Here is a 22,284-nt window from a genome sequence, read left to right on the forward strand (position 1 = left end):
CGCCGAGGTATGGCAATCGGTCGAGATCCAGACCATCTAACGACCGATCTCCATACCTCGCGAGAGGGGGTAGGGCCGGGGCGCTCGGGGCACACTGACTCCCATGGCGCGCTGGGTGCTCCACGTCGACCTCGACCAGTTCATCGCGGCGGTCGAGGTGCTGCGGCGCCCGGAGCTCACCGGGCTGCCGGTCGTCGTCGGCGGGCGAGGTGACCCGAGCGAGCGGGCCGTGGTCTCGACCGCGTCGTACGAGGCACGGGAGTTCGGCATCCGCTCGGGCATACCGCTGAAGATCGCCGTCCGCCGCTGCCCGCAGGCCGTCTTCCTCCCCGTCGACGCGCCCGCCTACGACGCCGCGTCTGCCGTCGTCATGGAGATCCTGCGCGACCAGCCGGGAGCGACGGTCCAGGTCCTCGGATGGGACGAGGCCTTCGTCGGGATCGAGACGAAGGGGGCGGACGTCGAGGAGGGCGAGGCAGAGGCGGTCGCCTATGCCCAGGCGATCCGCGCCGCCGTGCTCGAGGCCACCCAGCTGCACTGCTCGGTCGGCGTCGGCGACACGACGGTCCGCGCGAAGATCGCCACCGACCTCGGCAAACCGCGCGGCGTCTTCCTCCTCACCCGCAGCAACTGGTCGCAGGTCATGGGGGCCCGCCCCACGACCGCCCTGTGGGGCGTCGGCAGCCGGATCGGCTCTCGCCTGGCGACCCACGGCTACGAGACCGTCGACCAGCTCGCCGCAGCCGACGACGCGGTGCTCGCCGGCGAGTTCGGACCCCGGATGGGCCCGCACTACGGGCGGCTCGGTCGCGGCGAAGGACCTGACGTCGTCGACGACACCCCGTGGGTCCCCCGCGCCCACGGGCGCGAGACGACCTACCAGCACGACCTCACCGACCCCGCCGAGGTCGAGGCCGCCCTGCACACCCTCGCCGAGCACGTCGTCGAGGACATCCGCGCCGAGGGCCGGGCGTGCCAGCGCGTGCATCTTAAGGTGCGCTTCGCCCCCTTCTTCACGACGACGCGCATCCGCACCCTGCCCGAGGCGACGGACGACCCCTTCGTCATCGCCCGGACAGCGACCGAGCTCCTCCGCGCGCTCGACGACGACCGCCCCATCCGGCTCCTCGGCGTGCGAGCCGAGATGGTGCCGCCCGAGGGCGGCTACGAGAGGCCGCGGACGACCGGCCGGGGTGGCCCCGCCGCAGCGGAGCCGTCTGCCGAGGAATGAGCGACGCCCCGCCGCCGTTCTGGCCGCCATGACTGAGACGAGCGAGACGGGGGCCGGGCTGCAGCTCGGCATCGACACCTTCGGTGACGTGACGCAGGACGCGCAGGGGCGCACCGAGACCTACCCGGACGTGATCCGGCACGTCGTCGAGCAGGGCGTCCTCGCCGACCGGGTGGGGCTGCACTTCTTCGGCGTCGGCGAGCACCACCGGCCCGACTACGCCATCTCCGCCCCTGACGTCGTGCTCGCCGGTCTGGCCACCGCCACGCAGCGCATCCGTCTCGGCACCGCCGTCACCGTGCTCAGCTCGGACGACCCGATCCGCGTCTTCCAGCGCTTCGCCACCCTCGACGCCATCTCGAGCGGGCGGGCCGAGGTGATCCTCGGGCGTGGCTCCTTCACCGAGTCCTTCCCCCTCTTCGGTCACGACCTGCGCCAGTACGACGAGCTCTTCAGCGACAAGCTCGACCTCTTCACCCGGCTGCTCGAGGAGACCCCGGTGACCTGGCAGGGCTCGACCCGACCGCCGCTCGTCGACCAGGAGGTCTTCCCCCGCACCGCCGCCGGGCTCACGGCGTGGATCGCCGTCGGCGGCTCGCTGGAGTCGGTCGTGCGGGCCGCGCGCTACCGCCTGCCCCTGATGCTCGCCGTCATCGGCGGCGACGCCGAGCGCTTCGCCCCCTTCGTCCAGCTCTACCACCAGGCCAACGCCCAGCTCGGCAACCCGGCGCTGCCCGTCGGTCTGCACTCCCCCGGCCACGTCGCCGACACCGACGAGCAGGCGCGCGACGAGCTGCGCGAGCACTGGACGAAGAACCGCGACACGATCGGCGCCGAGCGCGGGTGGCCGCCCGCCCAGCCGGGAGACTTCGAGCGCGAGGTCGAGCACGGCGCCCTCTACGTCGGCTCCCCCGAGACGGTGGCCCAGAAGATCGCCCGGACGGTGCGCCTGCTCGGCGTCCAGCGCTTCGACCTCAAGTACTCGCACGGCCGCCTGCCGCACGAGCACATGATGCGCTCGATCGAGCTCCTCGGCACGAGCGTCGCTCCCCGCGTCCGTGAGCTGCTAACGCAGGAGAAGAGCGCCGGCGCCTGAGCCGAGACCCGGCTCTCCTCACCGCCCTCGTCTCAGCCGGCCCGGCCGATGACGAAGGCGGTGAGGAAGCCGAGCGTCGCGATGAGCCCTGCGTACATGTGCGTGCGCTCGAAGGCCTCGGGGATCATCGTGTCGGCGACCATCGTGAGGATCGCGCCGGCGGCGAGCGCCGTGATCGCGGCGACGACCTCGGGCGAGGCACCCTGGAGCAGCAGGCAGCCGAGCAGACCGGCCAGGCCGCTCGCGACGGCCACCCCGCCCCACACCCCGAAGACGTAGCGCGCCGAGCGCCCGCTGCGCTTCATGCCCGCCGCGCTCGACAGGCCCTCGGGCAGGTTGGAGATGAAGATCGCGGCGAGCACCGGCACCCCGACGCCTCCCCCGCCGAGCAGCGACAGGCCGAGGACGACCGACTCGGGGATGCCGTCGAGGAGCGCGCCGACGGCGATCGCCGACCCGCTGCCCTCCTGCTCGTCCTCGCCGGGCTGCTCGTCGCCCGCGCGCTTGCGGTGCCGCGCACCGCGCCGGGCGAGCGCGATGTTGGCCAGGAGGTAGAGGACGGCGCCGACGAGGAAGCCGATGACGGTGGGCACGAGGCCCCCGGTCGTCTCCGCCTCGTCGACGAGGTCGAAGGACAGCGCTGAGATGAGCACCCCGGCACCGAAGGCCATGACCGAGGCGACGACCCGGCGGGGGACGTCGACGAACCACGCGACGAGCGCGCCGACGACGAGCGCACCCCCGGCGACGAGACCCCACAGCCCGGCCTGCGCCCAGATCGGCATCACAGCACCGCGATGACAGCCCCGGCGGCGACCCCCGAGGCGACGGTGAGCCCGGCCACCGCGGCGGTCACCCGCCAGGTGAGCGCGCGACCGACCATGGCGAGCGAGGGCAGGCTGACCGAGGGCAGGAGCAGGAGCGCGAGCCCGAGGACCCACGGGCTGGCGCCGGCGGCGGCCAGGGCGAGGAGCACGGGGATCTCGCCGGCCGTCGGGATGACGACGAGCAGCGCGACGACGGCGAGCGCGACGAGCGCGAGCGGACCGGCGCCGAGGTCGAGGTCGGCCGGGGCGAGGTGGGCGCCCGCGCCGACGAGGGCCACGAGCAGCAGGTACTCGGGCACGAGCGTGATCGACAGCCGCCCGAGGCTGCGCGCGAAGCGGGTGACCGGACCACCAGGGCGGTCGTCCTCCCCCTTCGCCTCCTCGACCAGAGCCGAAGGGGGCGTGACCCGGCCGGGCATCAGACGACCGGCGAGGACCGCCGCGCCGACGACGAGGGCCAGCCCGACGAGCAGCCGAGCCGCGACCCACTGCCACGGGCCGACGAGCGCGAGGAAGACGAGGACGGCCGGGTTGAGCACCGGGTTGCCGAGCCAGTAGGCGACGACGGAGGGGGCGGGCACCCCGCTGCGGCGCAGGGAGACCGCGACCGGCGCGGCGCAGCAGGTGCACATCATGCTCGGCAGCGACAGCGCTCCGGCGAGCAGACCGCTCGACGTCGTCGAGCGCCGGGTGAGCAGACGCTGCACCCAGCGGCGGGGCACCAGCGCGTCGATCCCGGCGGCGAGGACGAGACCGACGAGCAGCGCCTTCCACACCGCCTGGGTGTAGGCGACGGTGAAGTCCCACGCGCCCGTCCACACCGACGGCGCGTCACGTGCGATGTCGAGGGGGCTGCTGCCCGACCACGCGCCCGTGCCGACGAGACCGTCGATCTTGTGCGCGTAGGGCCACCACTTCGCCCAGCTGAGGCCGATGGCGACGACGACGAGGACGACCGCGGTCGAGACGACCGCAGGTCGTGAGGGTCGCAGACCGCCGGGGCCTCCCAGGTCGAGGTCGGCGGGACCGGTGCTCATGCGCGTGCCTCTTCAGACGGTGGTGGGGGCCTGATCCAGCGTAGGCGTCGGTCGTGCAGCCACTGCACGCACGGGGTCTCCCACCCGTACCTCGCCCGTCGCGAGCGGCACGAGACGCACCCCGAACCACAGCGCTCCGTCCCACCGCCGACGGGCGGCGAGGGTGCGCAGCGGCTCCGCGCCGGTGCGCAGGGTGAGCGGGTCGACACCCGTGACGACGCACCGGTCGCACAGCGCGCTCACCCGGTGGTCCACGTCGCCGATGCGCACCCGCGACCAGCCGTCCTCGGCGAAGGGGGCGTCGCCGTCGACGACGACGTTGGGCCGGAAGCGCTCCATCACGAGGCGCTCGGCGCGTCGCTCGCCGCGCTCGTCGGCGGTCTCGTCGACCCACTCCTGCAGCCGCTCGAGCGAGCGCTGGGTCGTGAGCACGAGCGGGGAGGACCAGGCCAGGCTCAGCGAGTCCTGCGGCTGCCCGCCCCGCTCTGCGGGGATGCCCCGGTCGGCCGGGTCGGGCTGCCACACGAGGCGAAGGGGGCGCCCCACCCGTCGGGTGAGCCAGGCGTCGACCTCGGGGTCGGCCGGGACGGCGTGCGCGCCGACCGCGCCGCCGATCGGCCGGGCCGTGTCGCCGTGGGGTGGGTGGACCCGGCGGCTCTGCTCGGCATGACGCACGAGGACGCCGCCGCCGGCGAGGTGCTCGGAGCTGAGCGCGAGGAGGCGGGGGTCCATGAGGGCGGTGACCTTGTGGCCGCTCTCGTCGACGAGCCCCCACCGTCGGTCCCCCGCCAGCCCCCACGGCTCGACGACGGCCGAGGTCACGGCCTGCCCGGCGAGGGACTTCACCGGGTAGAGACGGATGTCGGTCACGCGCATGGCGACATCATCGCCTGGGCCCGGGTCGGTGGTCTCGAGGCTCGGGCCCAGGGGCCCTCGCACCTCGACCAGCTAGCGCCCGTGAGGTGCGAGGAGCGGCGGGTCACCAGCGGCCGACGCGACCGCCTCCGCCGGCGGCCCAGCACGTGCCGCGCTCGCAGTCGAGGGTGTGCCAGGCGGTGGGGTCGACGAGACGCCAGGTGCGGCCGCCGTCGTCGCTCGCGCTGGTGCCCCCGATGCCCCCGCCCTCACCGACGACGATGAGGCGGTGGCGCGAGAGCCACTCGACGTCCTCGCCGAGGTGGGGCAGGTCGCCCGCCGTGCGCCACGTGCGCCCGTCACGGGTCGCCGAGCCCGCCCGCGAGCCGTCCGCCGGGTCGGAGAAGTCGCCGCCGACTGCGACGCCCTGCCGCGGGGTGCGCAGCGCGAGGGCGAAGACCCCCGCGGCCTCGCCGGCGGGGATGCCGGAGCTGCTCGCCCGCCACGTCGTGCCGAGGTCGTCGGAGCGGAAGACCCGGGAGCGCTCTCCACCGGACCCGAAGACGGCGGTGCGTCCCGACATCGTCAGGCAGTCGCCGCTGGCGGCGAAGTTCGCCTCGCCGGTCGAGTCCGGCATCCCCCGTGACGGCAGCACCCGCCAGCTCGCCCCGCCGTCCGTCGTGCGGATGATCCGGAAGCGCCCGTCGACCGGGTCGCTCACCCCGAGACCGACCCGCCCGCCCGGCGCGAAGGCGATGCAGTTGTAGAAGGCGGCCTCCTCGCGGTTGCGGAAGGTCTCGCGCCAGGTCCGCCCGCCGTCGGTCGTGCGGTAGATGCGCGACGCCTCGCCGGGGCCGATGGCGAGCACCGACGCGGTCCGCGCGTCGCGCGCCTCGACGTCGCGGAAGGCCAGCCCATCCGACCCCGGAGGGCGCACGTCCTGCCAGGTCCGGCCGGCGTCGGTGGTCCGGTAGACCGAGCCGGCTCCCCCGGCGCTGACGCTCCCGCCGGTGACCCACGCGGTCCGCCCGTCGACCGCGTCGAGCCCGCGGAAGCTCTGGTCGGTGTCGACGACCTGGGTCTGCCACCCCTTCGGACCCGGCGGCGAAGGGGGACCGCCCGGCGACGCGTTCGCCGCGGTCGTGACCCCGAGGGCCAGGGCGAGGGCGGACGCAGCGGCGGCGAGGTGGCGCATGCGCCGACCTTCCTCCTGCGGGGCAGACCTGTCCACCGGAGGGCGGCGGTGCCGGCGGCGGGTCAGGCCACGTCGTGCGGCAGCAGCTCGGCGCCCGGCTCGTCGCTCTCGGCGATGGGCTCCTGACCGTCGCGTCGGAGCACGTGCGCGCCGATGAGCGAGATGCCGACGCCGTCCGGGTCGTCCCGTCGGGCGAGGTGGAGGTTGGCGCAGTAGCCGTGGCGCACGACGAGCTTCGTCGCCGTCACCCAGCCGACCCCTTCGCGGATGATGAGCACGTGACGTCCGGCAGGGATGTCGTACGTCACCGAGCTCTCTCCGTCGAAGCGGCCGAGCTCGACGTCGCCGAGCATGATCTGCGCCCCGCGCAGGTGCTCCGGGTCGATGTCACCGGTCGAGATCCGGATGGCTGCGTCGCTCACCTGCATCACCACACCTTTCGTCGTGTCCCTCGATCATCCTCCGCCGGTGTCAGCAGCGGTAGTGGACGCGCCCGACCTCAGAAGTCGAAGCCACCGCCGAAGTCCCCGCCACCGAAGTCGCCACCGCCGAAGTCGCCGCCCCCACCGCTGGCGTCGTACCCGGCGTCCGCGAAGCCTGCGTCGCCACCGGCATCACCGCCGGCGTCCCCACCGGCGTCACCGGACCCGCCGTCGTCGGGCAGGGCGCCCTCGCCGCCACCCTCGGACCCCAGGCCCTCGCCGCTGTCGCCGGCCTCCTGCGCCTCGGGCGAGTCGCCGTAGCCGTCGAAGATCGCGCTGGCGATCATCGAGCCGACGACGACACCGGCCACGGTGCCGAGCATCGACCCCGCGAAGCCGCCGCCCATGACGCCCCCACGCCCGCCACGGCCCATGCCGCCGAGGCTCGACTGGAGGTAGCCGGGCTGGCGCATCTCGGCGCGCGTCGCGGCCCGCGCCATGTCACGCGGGTCGTCCGAGCGCGGCGCCTCGCCCTGCGGCAGGTCCTGCGAGAGCTGGGCGAGGACCTGCTGGCGCTGCTCCGGGGTGAGCTGCGCGAAGGCCTCGGCGTGCGTCTGCTCGATGGTCTCGGGCGGGGCCGTGCGCAGGAGGTAGCGGTAGCGGGCGAGCGCCTGCTCGTCGCTCACCTGCTGTCCCTGGGCCGGCTGGCCGGGCGCGTACCCCGGAGCGGGCTGGCCGTACCCCTGCTGGCCGTACCCCTGCTGCTCGTACCCCTGCTGCCCGAAGCCTCCCGACGCCTGCTGGTGCTGCTGCGTCTGGTCGGACCGTCCGAAGAGCTTGTCGAGGAAACCCATGGTGACTCCCGTCATCGCGTGGCGGTCGGACCGGGTCGGTCGACGACCGCCTCGTCAGTCAACCACGCGGCCACAGCGCCCAGTGGTGATGCACAGGGCCCGCTGCGTGACCGACGGAGAGCTCGTCGGCGTGGGTGAGCGCGCCGGTCAACCAGTCCTTCGCCTGTGCCACGGTCTCGGCCCACGCGTCCCCCCGCGGCCGCAGCGCGGCGATCGCCGACGACAGCGTGCACCCGGTGCCATGGGTGTGACGTGTCGGGACCCGTCGGGCCGACAGCTCGTGCACCCCGGTGCCGTCGACGAGCAGGTCGACCGACTCATCCCCGGCGACGTGCCCGCCCTTGAGCAGCACCCGGGCCGCCCCGAGGTCGAGCAGCGCCTGCGCGTGCCGGTGCATCTCGTCGAGGTCGTGCGCCGCAGCGTGCGGGGTGAGACCGAGCAGGACGGCCGCCTCGGCGGTGTTGGGCGTGACGAGGTCGACGACGGGCAGCAGGGCCCGCACGCCCTCGACGGCGTCCTCGTCCAGCAGCCGCGAGCCGGCCGTGGACACCATCACCGGGTCGAGCACGACCTCGCCCAGCCTGCCCCTGCGCACCAGCTCGCCCACCACGGCGACGACCTCGGCCGAGCCGAGCATCCCGATCTTCGTCGCCGCGAGCTCGACGTCGTCGACGAGGGTCTCGACCTGCTCGCGCACGAAGCCTGCCGGTACGTGGTGGACCCCGGTCACCCCCTTCGTGCTCTGCGCCGTGAGCGAGGTGAGGACGGCGCAGCCGTACGCCCCGAGCGCGCCGAAGGTCTTGAGGTCGGCCTGGACCCCGGCGCCGCCGGACGGGTCCGACCCGGCGATCGTCAGGACGTTGGGCACGCTCATGCCGCACCCCCGTCGACGACGGCGCGCAGCCGTGCGGCGGCTGCCCCTGGGTCGTCGGCGGCGCAGACGGCGCTGACGACGGCGACGCCGTCGACCCCCGTGGCCATGACCTCGGCCGCCCGGTCGACGTCGATCCCTCCGATGGCCACGCTCGGCAGCCGGCTCGCGGCGGCGAGCGCGCGCAGGCCCTCGAGCCCGACCGCCGGGTCGTGGTCGGGCTTGGTCGGGGTCGCCCACACGGGGCCGAGACCGAGGTAGTCGAGGGTGCCGGGCGGCAGCGTCGCGGCCCGCTCCACCTCCTCGACCCGCGCGCACGACAGCCCGAGCGACGCATGCGGTCCGACCACCCGGCGTGCCTCGACCGCGTCGAGGTCGCCCTGGCCGATGTGGGCGCCGTCGGCGCCGATCTCGGCGACGAGGTGGGCGCGGTCGTTGATGATGAGGGGCACGCCCGCCGGCCGGGTGACGGTGAGCACGAGCCGGCCCATGGCCACGACCTCGTCGTCACCGGCGTCGGGGTCACGCAGCTGGACCACGCTCGCTCCCCCGTCGATCGCCGCGCTCACCGTGGTGAGGAGCCCGTGGCGCTGCGTCATCACCGAGTCGGTGACGAGGTAGAGGCCGAGGTCGAGCACCGGGCGGGTCAGCACAGCCCCACCCGCTCCTCGAGCTGGTCGGGCGTGAGGGCCGCGAGCTCGTCGAGCAGCCCGACGGCGAAAGAGCCCGGCCCGCGCGCGGTCTGCGCCGCGGTGTCGGCGGCGAGGGTGAGCGCGGCCGTGGCGGTCGCTGCGGCGACGAGCGGGTCAGGTGTCGCCGCGCAGCACGCCGCGACGAGGGCGCCGAGCGCGCACCCGACACCGGTGACCCGTGTCATCAGCGGGTCGCCGTGAGCGAGCCGCACCATGCGCTCGCCGTCGGTGAGGTGGTCGACCGCGCCGCTCACGGCGACGACGCAGCGGTGCCTGCGGGCGATCGTGCCCGCGCCGTCCTGGACGGCCTGGGACGCGGTGTCGTCGGTGGCGTCGACACCCCGGCCGCCGCTGCCGCCGCCGAGCGCGAGGACCTCCGAGGCGTTGCCCCGGATGACGGCGGGCGAGCCGAGCGCGAGCAGCTCGTGCGCCAGCCCCGTGCGCCAGGTGAGCCCGCCGACGGCGACGGGGTCGAGGACCCATGGGGTCCCGGACGACAGGGCGGCGGACACCCCTTCGCGTGCGCCCGCGGCCGTGTCGTCGTACGGGGTCCCGAGGTTGACGAGGACCGCCCCGGCGACGGCGGCGAGCTGGCCCGCCTCGTGCGGGTTGTCGACCATGGCCGGCGACGCTCCCGCGGCGAGCAGGACGTTGGCGGTGAAGGGTGCGACGACGATGTTGGTCAGGCACTGGGTCAGCGGTGACTCCGCGCGCAGGCGCGACCAGCAGTCGGCGAGGTCGTGCGCGCTCGGCGCGGTGGTGGGCAGGGCGACGCTCATGGGTGACGTCCCTTCGCTAGTACGAGCTAGATCAGGTTCCACGGGTGTGCTCTCAGCCACCCGAAGGCGGCACCCCGCGTCAGCGACGACCATAGCGAAGGGGGCGGCACCGCCGGGCGGGACGGCTCTGCCGGGCTGCGGGTCGGCGCGGTCCGCACGATGATGGGTGCGTCGACCCGACCGACCACGCCTGGAGGCACCGATGACGCACCCTCTCGACCGGACCCGGAGCGCGCCCTCGGCGCTCGCGGCCGGCAGCGCCGTGGCTCCGATCGTCGTCGGGGGCCTGCTTCTCGTCCTCGCCTGCGGGTGGTGGGCCTATGCCCAGGTCGCCGTCGACGAGATGACTACGACCGCCTCGCAGCTCGTCGTCCCCGGGATCCTCGCTCTCGCCGGGGTCGCAGGTCTCGTCTACGGGCTGCTCGTCCTCGCCGCGAAGGTGCAGGAGAGCCACGCCCTGCTGCTGGAGGCGGCGCGGGCGAGAGAGGCGAAGGCCGACCGCGCCGAGGCGTAGGGGCGGTGGTCTCGAGGCTCGGGCGCAGAGCGCCCGTCGCACCTCGACCATCGAAGGGGTGGTGGTCTCGACCGGCGAAGGGCCGCGGCCTACGGCTCGAGGCCGACCATCGCGGCGGACTCGTCCCAGAGGCGGGCGGCCACCCCTTCGTCCGAGGCCACCCGGGAGGTGCGGGAGACGCGACGGCCGTCGAAGTACTGGCCCACCGGCCAGTCGGTGCCCGGCTCGCCCTCGGCGAGCCAGACGAGCTGGTCGGCGCCCTTCGCCGGAGAGGTCATGAGGACCTTCGACAGGGGCGTGCGGTAGAGGGCCCGCATGACGACCGAGGACTCGCTGGCGAAGTTCGTCCCGACGATGCCGGGGTGGAAGGCCGCGGCGGAGATGCCGTCACCGCCGTGCCGTCGCTGCAGCTCGCGGGTGAAGAGGATGTTGGCCAGCTTGGCGTTGCCGTAGGCGCGGCGTTCGGAGTACCCGCGCTCGAGCTGCAGGTCGTCGGGGTCGTAGCGCGCCATGACCCGCGACGCCAGGCTCGAGGTCTGCACGACGCTCGCCCGGCTCGCGGTGAAGGTCGGCAGGAGCAGCCGCGTCAGCAGGTAGCCCGCGAGGTGGTTGACCTGGAAGGTCGCCTCGAAGCCGTCCTCGGTCAGCCGCCGGCTGCCGAGGACTCCACCGGCGTTGTTCGCGAGGACGTCGATCCGCGGGTACTGCGCGCCGAGCGCGTCGGCGAGCGCCCGCACCTCGGTGAGGCGGGCGAAGTCGGCGACGAAGGGGGTGCCCCCCACCTCTGCGGCGACCGCCTCGGTCTTCTCCCGCGAGCGCCCGACGACGGCGACCTCGTGGCCGTGCTCGGCGAGCTCGCGCGCGGCGGCGGCGCCGATGCCGTCGCTGGCACCGGTGATGACGACGGTCTTGCGGTCCATCCAGGTCTCCTCGAGGTGGGGTGCCACCAGTGTGCGGGAGAGTCGCTGGGCGGGGACCCGCGGCCGCGGCCCAGCTCAGGCCGGGTCGTCGGGCATCTGAAGGTGCACCAGCTCCAGCGCGTCGCTCGTCAGCCGCGCCGTGGTCTCCAGCAGCTCGCGGAGCGACGTCGAGCGCAGCAGCGTCAGCTGGTCGAGGGAACCCACCGGCGAGAGCCAGGCCAGCTGCCAGCCCCGGGCGACGGGGTCGTCGGCCAGCTCGACGTCGGCCGGCCAGACCTGCGACCTGTACTCGCTCATCACCGCCAGGGCCCTCCTGACGACGCGCTCGGTGTCGGCGAGCCTCTCGTCGTCCTCGCCGGACCACGAGAGGTCCGGCAGGCGACGCACCTCGGCCCGCGGGTACGGGTCATCGGGCAGCCACCGCTCGACCGCGACACGCTCGTGCCCCCGCGCCAGCAGCACGAGCCGGCCGTCGGGCAGCCGGCCCATCTGCTCGACGCTCGCCACGCAGCCGACCGTGAACCGCCGGTCTCCCCCGCCGACCTCGGAGCCTCGCTCGATGAGCACCGCGCCGAAGCGCCCGTCGCTGCCGGAGACGTCTCGCAGCATCGCCACGTAGCGAGGCTCGAAGACCTGCAGCGGCAGCGGCTGCCCGGGCAGCAGGGCCGTCCCCAGCGGGAACATCGGCAGCACGTCCATCGGACCAACGTCGCACCCCGGGCCGTGCGATGTCACCCCCTTCGCCGACACCGCCGCCGACATCCCCCTGGTCAACTGGCGCTACACCGGCGAATGGCTCGACACCACCAATGCCACCACCGGCAACTACAAGATCGGCCTGCGCTACTACGACCCCGGCATGCACCGCTGGACCCAGACCGATCCGGTAGAGCGCGTCACTAACCCAGCCCAGCCCGCCGAGACCCAGCCCTACACCTACGTCGGGTGCAACCCCACCAATCAGACCGACCCCACCGGCGCTTTCGACCTCGGAGGATTCAGTGATGCTGTCGGGCTAGTGGGCGCCTGCGGAACGGGAGGCGTTCTCGGCGCCGACGTCGGCTTCTACGTCGGCGCCGTGACCCCAGTCGGCCCGGTGGGCGGCGCGGTCATCGGTGGGCTCGGGGGTTGCGCTGCTAACGTTTTCCTGGGAGGAATTACCGGCGTTTCAATCGGTGAGGGAGGTATTGCATGAGGTCAGCGGCGCTTCCCGGCCTGGCTGTTATTGTCGGTATATTGATCTTCGCTGTTCCTTCAATGCTCGAGGAAGGCGCTACTAGATCAATACTTCAGATTGGACTGGCAGTCGCAGCGTTGGCGGTTCTAGTTCTGACCATTCGCAGCTTGGGACGTCGAGACCCGAACAACCCACGGTAAGCAGAATTACTACATTGAAATGTAGTCCTAGGCCAGTCATTCTATTATTCCTGAGGGAGTAGGAAAATTCTGTGAATACACCTCAGCCTGAAAATTCTCCCACGCCACCTAACAAGTGGGAGAACGTCGATCAGTTCGGTGATGACTTCCGACTCGCCCGCGGCAAGAAAATCATCATCGTGTCCGGATTAACTACCGCAATCAGTCTGGTCCTCCTCTTCGTAGGGGATGCCACGCTTCGCACATTCGGTGGGGTTGGCTTGGCTCTTAGTTTGCTAGCACTGATCCCGGTGATCTTCTCTACCCGTAGCGCCCGGAAAAGAGTTAGAGAGGGCCGCGGCCTGCGCCCCGGAGATCCTTACCGAGCCGCCGGCGTGAGCGCTGATGACAGGAAGACCAGGTAAGCCCGTCGGGTGCTCAGCAGAGTCATAAGCTAAGCGCCTAAATGCAGCCTGGTCGACCTCAATGCGTCAAGCACGTCCGGGTGGAACGACGCTTCCGTGGCCGTCATCGTGCGAGTGACGCGTTCCCACATCAACGGTCGCGAAGTCGGGAAGGTGGCCCGAGGCGAGACGGTGGAGTTCGAGATCCCGCGAACGCGTCGCCGACAACGGGTGCCCCCTGGGTGTCGTGGTCTCGAGGCTCCGGCCCTGAGGGCCCTCGCACCTCCACCACCGACGGGGTCGCCGTGTGGTTGGGTAGGGCGCAACCAGCCCACCACCGCCTTCAGGGGAGACGGTTTGAGCAACGCACCGCAGCAGTTCATGGACATGGCCCGGCAGGCAGCCGGCAACGCAGGGGTCCGGCAGGCCGTCGGCCGTGCCGCGGGCGGGGGTGGTGACGGCTTCGACCTCAACGCCGCGGACTTCCCGGCGGCCCGGGGCGAAGGGGCGTCGGCCGGCACGCGCATCACCTCGGCCTCGGTGAGCCTCGACGACGCCGCCGAGGCGCTGAGCCGCAGCCACTACGAGGCCGGCGCGGCCGGCCCGGTCCACGTCATCACGCCGATGGTCATGCCGAAGGGGCGCCGCCTGCGCGCGATGCTCCCGGTCATCGCCCTCGCGCTGCTCGGCATCGCCGGCAGCATCGTGCTGCTGCCCTTCGACGGGCTCGTGCTCGGCATCTTCGGGCCGCACTACTGGCTGCTCGTGCTCCTGCTCGCCGCCTTCATGTGGTGGCGCCAGGGCATGGTCATGGTCCCCGAGGGGTGCACCGCGCTCATCAGCCGCTTCGGCAAGGTCGAGGCCGAGGTCGGCCCGGGCCGCGTCACCCTGCTCAACCCGTGGAAGCGGGTCTCCTACATCGTCAACACGACGCGGGAGTACCCCTTCAACGCCCCGATCCGCGAGGCCCCGACGAAGTCGGGCGTGCAGGCGAGCGTCGACCTCTTCCTCCAGTTCCGCATCGCCAACGCGCGCGAGTTCGTCTTCGTCCTCGGCGCCGTCCAGGGCTTCCAGGACAAGCTGAACAACGCGATCTCGGAGACGACGCGCTCGCTCATCTACGACCAGGAGGCCAGCGGCATCTACGACCTCGTCGGCGAGAGCACCGCGCGGCTGCTCGAGCAGCTCAACGCGCAGTTCCAGCCGGCGGTCGAGCTGACGACGGCGAACATCACCCACGCCGAGCCCTCGGCGCAGGAGTACCGGATGGACCTCGCGGCGCCGGAGATGATCCGGGTCGCGAAGGAGGCGTACACCTACGACTACGAGCTGGGGCTGAAGAAGGAGCAGAACGAGGGAGATCTCAACAAGGACCTCGCCTCGCTCAACGAGAGCCTGTCGGCGATCCAGGCCGACATCGCGCGCTACCAGGCGCAGATGGACACGGCGCTCGAGCGCGAGACGAACCGCGCGAACGCGCTGGCCCGTCAGCGCTTCGTCGAGTCGGAGTCGACGGCCAACGCCAACGCCGCGCTGCTCGAGGCCCAGGCGCTCGACATCCGCGCGCTGAGCGCGGCCCAGGCGCCGGAGATCCTCGACTACCGCTACCAGCAGGACATGCTCGACAAGATGGAGAGCGTCGCGGACTCGCTGCCGCAGATCGTGCGGGTCGGCGACCAGGGCGACGGCGTGGACTACCTGAAGATCGCCCGCGAGCTCGTCGGCGGTCAGGGCAGCGCGCTCTTCTCCGACGAGGACATGGCCGCGATCCGCGAGCGACACGGCGCCATCGCCGAGCGCGTCGCGCAGCGCGAAGGGGAGATCGGCGACCTGCTGCAGGCGCCCGAGGAGACCGACGTCGAGATCCTCCCGGCCTCGGAGGTCACCGACGACCCCGAGGGCGAGGAGGCCATCGCCAAGATCCGCGAGTCGGTGACCGACGAGGCCGTCACGGCCCAGATGGGAGAGGCCGCGGGCGGTCCCCCTTCGCCGCCGTCCGGTCCCCCGGTCTCACCTCCGGCGACGCCGCAGGGCGCGCCGACCACTCCCGCCACGACTGACGACGGGGGCACCCGATGAGCCAGCAGATCATGGACACGATGACCGCGCGCGGCCGCGGGATGAGCTCGATCAAGGAGGCCGTCTCCGGGTGGGGCGACGTCGCACGGCTGCTGCGCGGCGGCGACGGCGGGGCGATCGTGCCCGTCGTCATCCCCAAGGACCAGCGCGGGCTGCGGTGGACCTCGCTCGTGTGGTTCGGGCTGTGGGCCGCCATCAGCGGGCTGCTCCTCACGACCGTCGACCACGGCGGTCTCGGCGGGCTGGCGATCTTCGTCGCGCTCGTCTCCTTCGTCCTCGCCGCCCTGTGGTGGTGGCGCAGCTCGATCGTCGAGATCGAGGAGGGCACGGTCGGGGTGCTGACGAAGTTCGGCGCGATCTCCGGGCCGGGCCTGTCCCCCGGCCGCCACTACCTGTGGCACCCGTGGGCCCGCGTCGCGTACGTCGTCGACGTCACGACCGAGATCCCGTACACCGCACCGGTGCTCAGCTCGCCGACGCACGAGAACGTGCCGCTGAAGTCGATCGAGTTCTTCTTGCGCTTCCGCATCGTCGACGCGATCCGCTTCGTGCAGACGATCGGCGCGGGCAACTTCGACCTCGTGCTGAGCAACTCGGTGCAGGACGCGATCCGCCAGCGCAGCCGGCAGGTGCGCACGGAGAGCGCGTACGACCTGCGCGGCAGCGACGTCAAGGACATGCAGGACCTGCTCAACCGTCAGCTGACGCGCTACGGCGTGCAGATCATGGGCTGCAACATCCCCGACGTGCAGCTGCCCGACCAGTACCGCGAGCACCTCGCGACGCGCGAGCGCGTGGCCAAGGAGCTCGTCGCGTACGAGAAGGAGTGGGAGCTCACCCGCAAGCGTCGGATCGACACGCTGCTCATGGAGATCGAGCGCAGCAAGAAGGTCCGGGACGCGAAGATCGTCGAGGTCCAGGCGTCGCTGAACAAGGCGCGCAAGGACGTCGCGCAGATGCTCGAGGAGCGCGAGACTGAGGCGCAGAAGGTGCGCTACGAGATCGAGACGCGCGCCCGTACCAACCTCGTCGCGGCACAGGGCGAGGCGAAGGCCCAGGAGCAGCTCGCCACGGCCTACCGCGACAACCGCGCGGTGCTCGGGTACGAGCTCGCCCGTCGCCGGCTGGACGTCGGTGCCGCTCTCGCCGAGCAGGCGCCCCGCCCGGTCATCGTGCAGACGGACGGGTCTGGCGGGGACAGCTCTGCGCTGTCGACGCTGCTCATGGCCCAGCTCCTCCCTTCGCTCTCGGCGAACGGCAACGGCTCGCGGTCGGCTGCGACGCCCCCGCCGCCGAGCGCCCGCAGGGTCCAGCAGGCCGCCGGCGAGGCCGCTGCTGGCCTCGTCCAGCGTGCCGGGAAGGGTGCGAAGGGGGACGCCTGACCCCACCCGCGCACGAGAGCCCCCCGGTCCGAGAGGACTGGCGGGCTCTTCTCTGGCTGCGTCGGGGCTTCTGGACTCAGCAGGCCACGACAGCCGTGCGCCTAGGGCGTCACTCCTGCGCCGTGGCTTTCCGGTCGTTGACATTGGCCGCAGGCGAGCGCCCGATCGCTGCCGAGCCCTCTGCCCTCTGCTCGCGAATATAGGTCACTCCGAAGCCTTTCGTTTGACGGTAATGCTGGAGCCTCGCTGCGAGGTCGAATGCATCGCTCGAGACGTACTGGAAGACGTCTAGGCCCCGTCCAAGATTGATGCGCCAGCCGGAATTGGAAACGATGGAGCGGTCGTGGATCGTGTCATCGAACTTCACGTCGAGCGTGATGCCGGCAACCGCAGCGGCTTGCTTGACGCGGAGGAGGAACTCGATCTGCTTCTGTAGCTTCTCCGGACCGTCGGTGTTCTCGCTCGTCACGAGGAAGACCTTCAGCTCATCTGCCGGGTCCTTCGCGAGGGCCAGCGCCTCGATCAGCTCCATGAGGTTGCGGGCTTGGTGGAACTGCCGGATGTACGGATCGACGATTGTGATCTCGGAGGCCCCGGCGAGATACGGCAACAGGAGCGTTTCGTAGGAGACGCCACGCTGGTTCTCTTGGAACTCGCGATGGCCCTCGAAGAGTGGCTCGGGGCTGGCGGCGTCCTCGCCGGGGGCCGAAATCTCGGCCTCTCCCCCGCCAGGTGCGCTGGCGTCCGTCGTGTCGCCCTCGCCATGGTCGGGACGGCTCTGGTGGTAGTACGCGGGGTACTCGTCTTCCTCCAAGGTCGTTACTGCGTGCCACTCGCCGCGCTTGTCGAGGTAACCGAACTTCACGTCGGCCATGGTGGTGTCGATGCGCAGGATCTGGTCCTTGACCCGCTTTCGCCCCTCGACGGCGAACCGAAGGATCTCCTCGATCTCGTCCCTCGTGGCCTCCCCATGCGGGCAGATGATCTTCATCAGGCCCGAGAACGTCTTGTGGATGCCATCGCGGTCACGCGTGGAAATGTCGGAGCCGAGCGTGAAGTGCTCCTGGTAGCGGTCGGAGTAGTCGGCGTTCCGCATCGACTTGAGCACTTCGGCGATGTAGTCGACGACGAACCCATACCCGTCCGCGAACATCTCGCCGCGGATCGTGTCGACTTCCCAGCCCGGAATGTAGAAGTGCAGGCGGTCGAGGTACGCCGAGTCGTGGTAGCTCTCGGGCAGCTCATCGAACAGGTCGGAGTGCTTGAGCATGTGTGGCACGTTGTGGGAGGTGTTGCCCACGAAGACCATCGATGCCTCGGCGCCCAAGGTTTCCACACCGCGGGAGAACGACTTGTTCGCCATGTAGTTCTTCATGATGTCGACGAGCGCCTTGTCAGTGCGCTTCTTCTTGCCCGCGAACTCGTCGAAGGCCACGACATCCCAGTAGCCGACCAACCCGATGCGGCCGTTGGAGTTGTTGACGAAGAGCTTGGGGACGGTGACCTCTCCACCAGAGATCAGCATGCCGTGCGGAGAGAACTCTGAGAAGATGTGCGACTTGCCTGTTCCCTTGGGGCCGAGCTCGACCAAATTGTAGTTGCGCTCGACGAAGGGTATTAGCCGAACGAGCTGGATCAGCTTGGCGCGTCGGCCGAATAGCTCGGGGTTGAATCCGATGGACTGGATCAGTAGATCAATCCACTCATCGGTGGTGAACTCGCGCCTCGCAGAGGTGTAGCTGTCGAAGTCGAAGTTGGACAGCTGAATCGGCTTCAGCGATCCGAGTTGCCAGGGCACCACGCGGGCATCGTCGAAGTGGAAGTAGTCGATGTCGCAGATGCACCAGACGCCCCCGACGAGCAGCTTGGGGTGTGCGTTGACGGTGGCCGACTCCACGATCACGCCCTTGATGCCGAGGTTGGAGAACTCCGCTTCGTAACGGTCGTCCTTGTCGTTGAGCGAGACGGTGACCTTGTCGATGATCTTGTAACGACCGCGCTCGCGAATGGTCGACTTCACCAACTCCGACTGGTTCCGGTGAACGTAGTGGTCGGCGAGGATCTGACGGACCGAGCCAATGCCGGCCTGGATGGTGGCCTCGTCGTCGGAGGCGGCGTACTGGCCGAGCAGGTACTCCAAGACGTACGAGGGCACGATCGCGTTGCCCTTGACTGCCTTGACCAGGTCTTTGCGAACAACCACGCCAGCGAAGTGCCGGTTGATCTTCGTGTCGAGGGCTGTCTGCTCCGGGGTCTGATCCGTCGCTTCCTCGCTCACGAGGCCATCGGGGCGGTCTTCGAGGTCCTGCTTCTCGCTCATTCGGTTGCCTCCAGGCCGGGGATCTTCTTGAGGGCGGTACCGAACTTCGGGTAGTTCGTCTTCACCCCGTCATCAAGGTCGATCGCGATGTTCTGCGAAGCCAGCGGATAGAGCACGTCGTGCTCGTACTCATTGAGCTCCAGCAAGATCGCGCGAAGGCGGTCGGCTTCCTTCGCGTTGTTGGAGCGCTCGGCGTGCTCAAGGCTGGCCTTGAGCTTCGCCTGGAACTCACGCAGGTACTCGTTGAGCACGGTGGACACGGTGGACTGCGTGTAGCGGTGCATGTAGATGAGCGCGTTGAACGAGCCCCTGGGGCTGGAGAACAGCCAGTAGATCGGCCGCTTCTTGTAGCGCTGGACGTGATCCTTGTAGAAGGACTTCACGAAGTAATCGCGGAGGTTCTTCACGCCCAGCGACTCGGTGACGAAGCGCAGATTCTCCTCGAAGTGCTGCTCCCCGAACGCCGTGCGAAGGAACTGGCGGAACCGCTCGACGATGTCGTCCTCGAACCAGTCCCCGTCGACGATTGGGATGACGTTGTCCGCATCCGGCATGAATGTCGGCACCGGAACCTTCGACAGATAGTCCTGCAAGGTCGCACCCTGATCAGCAAGGATCAGCCCCGGCTCATCGAGGCTGTAGCGCCCAAACATGCAGCCCACTCCGTAGGAGACAAGGTCCGCCACTACCGAGGTCGTCCGGGCGCCCAACGCCGCGGCTCCACCTGCTCGGGGGAAGGAATGAGCTGGGTTTACCGCGAGTGAAACCACGCGATCGCGGTCGGCCTTCCGGAACCAGTCAGAGATTCCGTCAGGGTCGGCCAAAGAGTCCACCGCCTCTTCAATTCGGCGCAACTCATCCGTGTCCTCATCCCACTGCCTAACAAGCGTCCGAAAGAGACTGCGAGCGGGCTGGCTGACGCCCGCCAGGCCAACGAGTTCGTTACCGACGAAGCCCGACGAGGTCTCGGACCTGTCGAAGTCGTGCCGAGACAGCTCGACCGCACGCGCCGCAAGGCGCGCCATCTCTTGGCGGTCAAATTCGGTGACCGGAATCCTTGCCACGTCACCCACTTGAGCGTGCATTGTTGAGTTGAGCACCGAGAGGTACATCTGGAACACCCGAGAGTTAGCGAATCCCAGTACCCACTCGATGTCTCCAGATTCTGGGTAGAAGCAATGGCCAGAAATATCATGGAAACTGCCATGTGGCGCAAGGCGCGCGCTGAAGTCTCCGCTTGTCAGATCCGTCCACGTGACCTTCGGAGCCATCCCTCGGTCGATCGGAAGGATGGTTGCGTTCCGCTGGCTCAGGACGTGGCTTGGCTGTCCGTTGTAGTGGAGCACGAGCTCAACGTTGCCGTACCAGCGCCGGAATGGGCCGCCCTTGATATAGGTGATCCATTTCGAGCCGGCGGCGAGAGGTGCCAGCGCTTCAGACGCCGATACCTCCCACCACGAACGGAGGAACTTGGCATTGTTTGACGTCTGCATTCCGACACGAGGCGAGGCAATCTCGCCGAGCGCGGGCAAGTCCACAAACGCTCTGCGAGCTGCTTCAGGAAGCCAATACGCGAACGGGCTTCCCGGGATGGAAGCGAACGAATCTGCCTCGACCAGGAACGTGCGCTCGCCACCATCCCCAGCTGCGGCCGTCCGGAGTGCTTCAGACTTCTGAGCCTCGGTACTAAGGTCCGTGAGCCGAACGAACGTTGCAACCTTTGTCGCTGCGCCGGACTCAAGGACGAAGGCGACGGTCGAAACGACCTCGCCACCGATGCTGTCAAACGCACCCGTCCCGAGGTGGGCGAGGGTGACCAATTCGGAATCGGCAAGGATGCCAGCGCGAAGTCCTTCGTACGTCGTCAGCGACATCCACGACTGCATCGTGATCATCGAGATATAGCCACGGGACGCAACAAGTCCCAGTAGCCGCGCGATAAAGGCAGCGTAGAGATCGGCCTTCGCGCTCGGATACCGAACCTTGAGGAAGGACTGGAGAAGTTCGGAGGCATTCCGCTGGCCCATATAAGGCGGATTTGCTACGGCCACGTGGTAGCGCTGAGACAACACAGTCGCCTGCCAGACCACGCGGTGAGCCCATTCGATCGCGTCAGCCACCAAAAGGTCACCGCCGTCGTCGAGGGTTGCGAGGTGAGCCTCTAGCCTCGCGGTCAGAGCGGGATCGGGCTGAATCAATGCTCCACAGGTGTCAGCCTCGGCGAACTGGTTCCAGAACGCCTCCTCCGCGTGACGGTCGCCATCCTTCGTGACGAGGAAGGCCAACTCCTCGGGACTGAAGGTGATCGGCTCGATCACGCAGACGTTCGGCTCGACCGTCTTGTTGAAGAAGGTGCGCTGCTTGCCGCGAGCCTTCATCGTCAAGGCGAACGCGGCAAGCGCGCCGGCGCGCGGGTCGATCTCGGTGCCGTACAGGTTGTGAGTGAGGATCAGGCCAGGGATCTCGCCGGGGCCGTAGCCCTCCTCCTCGTAGATTGCGTAGAGCAGGTCGAACGCATAGGTCAGCATGTGGCCGGAGCCGCAGGCGGGGTCGATGACCTTCAGGTCCTCTGGCTTGGCGATCTTGAGGAAGTCGGTCTCCTCCTCGACCGGGGCGATGTAGTAGTCCATCTGGCTGGCCAGGCCCGAGTTCGGGCGGTTGAGCATCCACAGCCGGCCGAGGGAGTTCTCGACGAGGTACCGGACGATCCAGTGCGGGGTGAAGAGCTGGGTCGCTGCGGGGATCTCGTCCGCGCCGGCCTTCTTGTTCTTCTTGAACCCCGCGAAGACCTCGTCCTTCCGCTCCGAGAGGTAGAACTGGTAGAGCCAGCCGATGACCTCAACGTCCTTGCACACGGCCTCGGTCAGCACCTTGACGGAGCGGTTGAGCACAGAGTCGTCGGCGAGCAGGTTGGCTGGGATCAGCAGCTCGGTGAAGTCACCCTCGCGCTCGAACATGAACGGCATGGCCTTGTTCCAGTAACGGCAGTAGTCCGCCAACAGCAGGGCGTACGCCTCACCCTGCGGGTCACCACTCGCGCGCGTGCCGTCCAGCAAGCCGGCAACGGCCTTACGGGTCGCGTCCCTGACAACGTCGGCGTCAATGACGCCGCGCTTGGCCTCGGCGAGGATCTCGGGCTGACCCACCTCCACTCCTGCCAGAGGCGACACAACGCCGATCCCCGTATAGCCGTTCGCGTCCATGAAGCGGAGCGCGACGATCCGGTTGAACCAGGTGTAGGCGACCCTGTCGGCCACCGCAGCGCGACCCTTGTCCCCACCACCGGCAGCCGTGACTGCCTTCTCCAAGGCGGCCACCGCCCTCGCCCGTTCCACCCGCTCCGACGATCCGGACGCCAGCACCGCGGCGATGCGCGCGGTGACCTCACGGATCAACCCCTTACGAGCCCACGTCGCGAAGTTCTTCAACTGTGCAGTCTCCATGCCGGCC

Annotated in this window: 19 protein-coding genes and 1 riboswitch; of the genes, 6 read left to right on the forward strand and 13 right to left on the reverse strand. The window is 70.0% G+C overall.

Features of this window, described 5'->3' with window-relative positions; translation table 11 throughout:
• The first annotated feature begins 103 nt into the window (after positions 1-103).
• Positions 104-1,231 (forward strand): DNA polymerase IV, encoded by a 1,128-nt coding sequence (locus tag ABIB53_RS00795; RefSeq protein ID WP_354586728.1) that lies wholly within the window; start codon positions 104-106, stop codon positions 1,229-1,231.
• 28 nt (positions 1,232-1,259) lie between these two features.
• Positions 1,260-2,327, forward strand: a complete 1,068-nt coding sequence (locus tag ABIB53_RS00800) for an LLM class flavin-dependent oxidoreductase (protein ID WP_354586729.1) — start codon at positions 1,260-1,262, stop codon at positions 2,325-2,327.
• A 32-nt stretch (positions 2,328-2,359) separates the two neighbouring features.
• Here ABIB53_RS00800 and ABIB53_RS00805 read toward each other — a convergent pair whose 3' ends face one another.
• The 9 genes from ABIB53_RS00805 to thiM all read right to left on the reverse strand — a co-directional run bounded on the left by ABIB53_RS00805 (position 2,360) and on the right by thiM (position 9,859).
• Positions 2,360-3,112, reverse strand: coding sequence for a ZIP family metal transporter (locus ABIB53_RS00805; RefSeq protein WP_123093362.1), 753 nt, complete (start codon positions 3,110-3,112; stop codon positions 2,360-2,362).
• Positions 3,112-4,191, reverse strand: a complete 1,080-nt coding sequence (locus ABIB53_RS00810) for a permease (protein ID WP_354586730.1) — start codon at positions 4,189-4,191, stop codon at positions 3,112-3,114. Before ABIB53_RS00810 ends, ABIB53_RS00805 begins: the two co-directional genes overlap by 1 nt.
• A gap of 12 nt (positions 4,192-4,203) precedes the next feature.
• Positions 4,204-5,067 carry an MOSC domain-containing protein gene (locus ABIB53_RS00815; RefSeq protein ID WP_354586731.1) on the reverse strand — a complete coding sequence of 288 codons (864 nt, stop codon included), beginning with the start codon at positions 5,065-5,067 and terminating at the stop codon, positions 4,204-4,206.
• Positions 5,068-5,170: 103 nt separating this feature from the next.
• Positions 5,171-6,241: a beta propeller repeat protein gene (locus ABIB53_RS00820; RefSeq protein ID WP_354586732.1), complete on the reverse strand. Its 1,071-nt coding sequence runs from the start codon at positions 6,239-6,241 to the stop codon at positions 5,171-5,173.
• 62 nt (positions 6,242-6,303) lie between these two features.
• A complete protein-coding gene (locus ABIB53_RS00825; protein ID WP_148041620.1) occupies positions 6,304-6,663 on the reverse strand; it encodes a hypothetical protein in 360 nt (119 codons plus the stop codon).
• A gap of 77 nt (positions 6,664-6,740) precedes the next feature.
• Complete coding sequence (locus ABIB53_RS00830; RefSeq protein ID WP_354586733.1) at positions 6,741-7,517, reverse strand: hypothetical protein; 777 nt, start codon at positions 7,515-7,517, stop codon at positions 6,741-6,743.
• A gap of 58 nt (positions 7,518-7,575) precedes the next feature.
• Positions 7,576-8,391, reverse strand: coding sequence for a bifunctional hydroxymethylpyrimidine kinase/phosphomethylpyrimidine kinase (thiD, locus tag ABIB53_RS00835; RefSeq protein WP_191564747.1), 816 nt, complete (start codon positions 8,389-8,391; stop codon positions 7,576-7,578).
• Positions 8,388-9,041, reverse strand: a complete 654-nt coding sequence (gene thiE / locus ABIB53_RS00840) for a thiamine phosphate synthase (protein ID WP_354586734.1) — start codon at positions 9,039-9,041, stop codon at positions 8,388-8,390. Before thiE ends, thiD begins: the two co-directional genes overlap by 4 nt.
• Positions 9,035-9,859: a hydroxyethylthiazole kinase gene (gene thiM, locus ABIB53_RS00845; RefSeq protein ID WP_354586736.1), complete on the reverse strand. Its 825-nt coding sequence runs from the start codon at positions 9,857-9,859 to the stop codon at positions 9,035-9,037. The genes thiE and thiM overlap by 7 nt, the downstream gene beginning before the upstream one ends.
• Positions 9,851-9,946, reverse strand: a riboswitch (TPP riboswitch). It overlaps the preceding gene by 9 nt.
• A 115-nt stretch (positions 9,947-10,061) precedes the next feature.
• On the opposite strand from thiM, the gene ABIB53_RS00850 reads away from it, so the two are divergent.
• A complete protein-coding gene (locus tag ABIB53_RS00850) occupies positions 10,062-10,373 on the forward strand; it encodes a hypothetical protein (protein WP_354586737.1) in 312 nt (103 codons plus the stop codon).
• 89 nt (positions 10,374-10,462) lie between these two features.
• On the opposite strand, the gene ABIB53_RS00855 is transcribed toward ABIB53_RS00850, so the two are convergent.
• Together ABIB53_RS00855 and ABIB53_RS00860 are read right to left on the reverse strand one after the other, a co-directional pair.
• The gene (locus ABIB53_RS00855) at positions 10,463-11,293 is read right to left on the reverse strand and encodes an SDR family NAD(P)-dependent oxidoreductase (protein WP_354586738.1); all 831 of its coding nucleotides are present in this window, start codon (positions 11,291-11,293) and stop codon (positions 10,463-10,465) included.
• 75 nt (positions 11,294-11,368) lie between these two features.
• Complete coding sequence (locus ABIB53_RS00860) at positions 11,369-11,992, reverse strand: LON peptidase substrate-binding domain-containing protein (RefSeq protein ID WP_354586739.1); 624 nt, start codon at positions 11,990-11,992, stop codon at positions 11,369-11,371.
• On the opposite strand from ABIB53_RS00860, the gene ABIB53_RS00865 reads away from it, so the two are divergent.
• The 3 genes from ABIB53_RS00865 (at position 11,991) to ABIB53_RS00875 (ending at position 16,514) form a co-directional block, all read left to right on the forward strand.
• Positions 11,991-12,488, forward strand: coding sequence for an RHS repeat-associated core domain-containing protein (locus ABIB53_RS00865; RefSeq protein WP_354587348.1), 498 nt, complete (start codon positions 11,991-11,993; stop codon positions 12,486-12,488). The two genes, ABIB53_RS00860 and ABIB53_RS00865, sit on opposite strands and share 2 nt — an antisense overlap.
• A 922-nt stretch (positions 12,489-13,410) precedes the next feature.
• Entirely contained in the window at positions 13,411-15,132 is a 1,722-nt protein-coding gene (locus ABIB53_RS00870; RefSeq protein WP_354586740.1) for an SPFH domain-containing protein, read from the forward strand.
• Positions 15,129-16,514: an SPFH domain-containing protein gene (locus tag ABIB53_RS00875; protein ID WP_224767019.1), complete on the forward strand. Its 1,386-nt coding sequence runs from the start codon at positions 15,129-15,131 to the stop codon at positions 16,512-16,514. The genes ABIB53_RS00870 and ABIB53_RS00875 overlap by 4 nt, the downstream gene beginning before the upstream one ends.
• Positions 16,515-16,623: 109 nt before the next feature.
• Here the strand turns inward: ABIB53_RS00875 and brxL are convergent, their stop codons facing one another.
• Positions 16,624-18,834 (reverse strand): BREX system Lon protease-like protein BrxL, encoded by a 2,211-nt coding sequence (brxL, locus tag ABIB53_RS00880; protein WP_354586742.1) that lies wholly within the window; start codon positions 18,832-18,834, stop codon positions 16,624-16,626.
• Positions 18,831-22,277 (reverse strand): BREX-1 system adenine-specific DNA-methyltransferase PglX, encoded by a 3,447-nt coding sequence (pglX, locus tag ABIB53_RS00885; protein ID WP_502914612.1) that lies wholly within the window; start codon positions 22,275-22,277, stop codon positions 18,831-18,833. The genes brxL and pglX overlap by 4 nt, the downstream gene beginning before the upstream one ends.
• Between the last annotated feature and the right edge of the window lie 7 nt (positions 22,278-22,284).

The organism is Janibacter sp. UYMM211, assembly GCF_040547045.1.
Taxonomy (GTDB): Bacteria; Actinomycetota; Actinomycetes; order Actinomycetales; family Dermatophilaceae; genus Marihabitans; species Marihabitans melonis.

Excerpts from the sequence above, each read along its gene's own strand:
- ABIB53_RS00795 (WP_354586728.1), top strand. The coding sequence starts at position 104 with ATGGCGCGCTGGGTGCTCCACGTCGACCTCGACCAGTTCATCGCGGCG.
- ABIB53_RS00800 (WP_354586729.1), top strand. The coding sequence starts at position 1,260 with ATGACTGAGACGAGCGAGACGGGGGCCGGGCTGCAGCTCGGCATCGAC.
- ABIB53_RS00805 (WP_123093362.1), bottom strand. The coding sequence starts at position 3,112 with ATGCCGATCTGGGCGCAGGCCGGGCTGTGGGGTCTCGTCGCCGGGGGT.
- ABIB53_RS00810 (WP_354586730.1), bottom strand. The coding sequence starts at position 4,191 with ATGAGCACCGGTCCCGCCGACCTCGACCTGGGAGGCCCCGGCGGTCTG.
- ABIB53_RS00815 (WP_354586731.1), bottom strand. The coding sequence starts at position 5,067 with ATGCGCGTGACCGACATCCGTCTCTACCCGGTGAAGTCCCTCGCCGGG.
- ABIB53_RS00820 (WP_354586732.1), bottom strand. The coding sequence starts at position 6,241 with ATGCGCCACCTCGCCGCCGCTGCGTCCGCCCTCGCCCTGGCCCTCGGG.
- ABIB53_RS00830 (WP_354586733.1), bottom strand. The coding sequence starts at position 7,517 with ATGGGTTTCCTCGACAAGCTCTTCGGACGGTCCGACCAGACGCAGCAG.
- thiD (WP_191564747.1), bottom strand. The coding sequence starts at position 8,391 with ATGAGCGTGCCCAACGTCCTGACGATCGCCGGGTCGGACCCGTCCGGC.
- thiM (WP_354586736.1), bottom strand. The coding sequence starts at position 9,859 with ATGAGCGTCGCCCTGCCCACCACCGCGCCGAGCGCGCACGACCTCGCC.
- ABIB53_RS00850 (WP_354586737.1), top strand. The coding sequence starts at position 10,062 with ATGACGCACCCTCTCGACCGGACCCGGAGCGCGCCCTCGGCGCTCGCG.
- ABIB53_RS00855 (WP_354586738.1), bottom strand. The coding sequence starts at position 11,293 with ATGGACCGCAAGACCGTCGTCATCACCGGTGCCAGCGACGGCATCGGC.
- ABIB53_RS00860 (WP_354586739.1), bottom strand. The coding sequence starts at position 11,992 with ATGGACGTGCTGCCGATGTTCCCGCTGGGGACGGCCCTGCTGCCCGGG.
- ABIB53_RS00875 (WP_224767019.1), top strand. The coding sequence starts at position 15,129 with ATGAGCCAGCAGATCATGGACACGATGACCGCGCGCGGCCGCGGGATG.
- brxL (WP_354586742.1), bottom strand. The coding sequence starts at position 18,834 with ATGAGCGAGAAGCAGGACCTCGAAGACCGCCCCGATGGCCTCGTGAGC.
- pglX (WP_502914612.1), bottom strand. The coding sequence starts at position 22,277 with ATGGAGACTGCACAGTTGAAGAACTTCGCGACGTGGGCTCGTAAGGGG.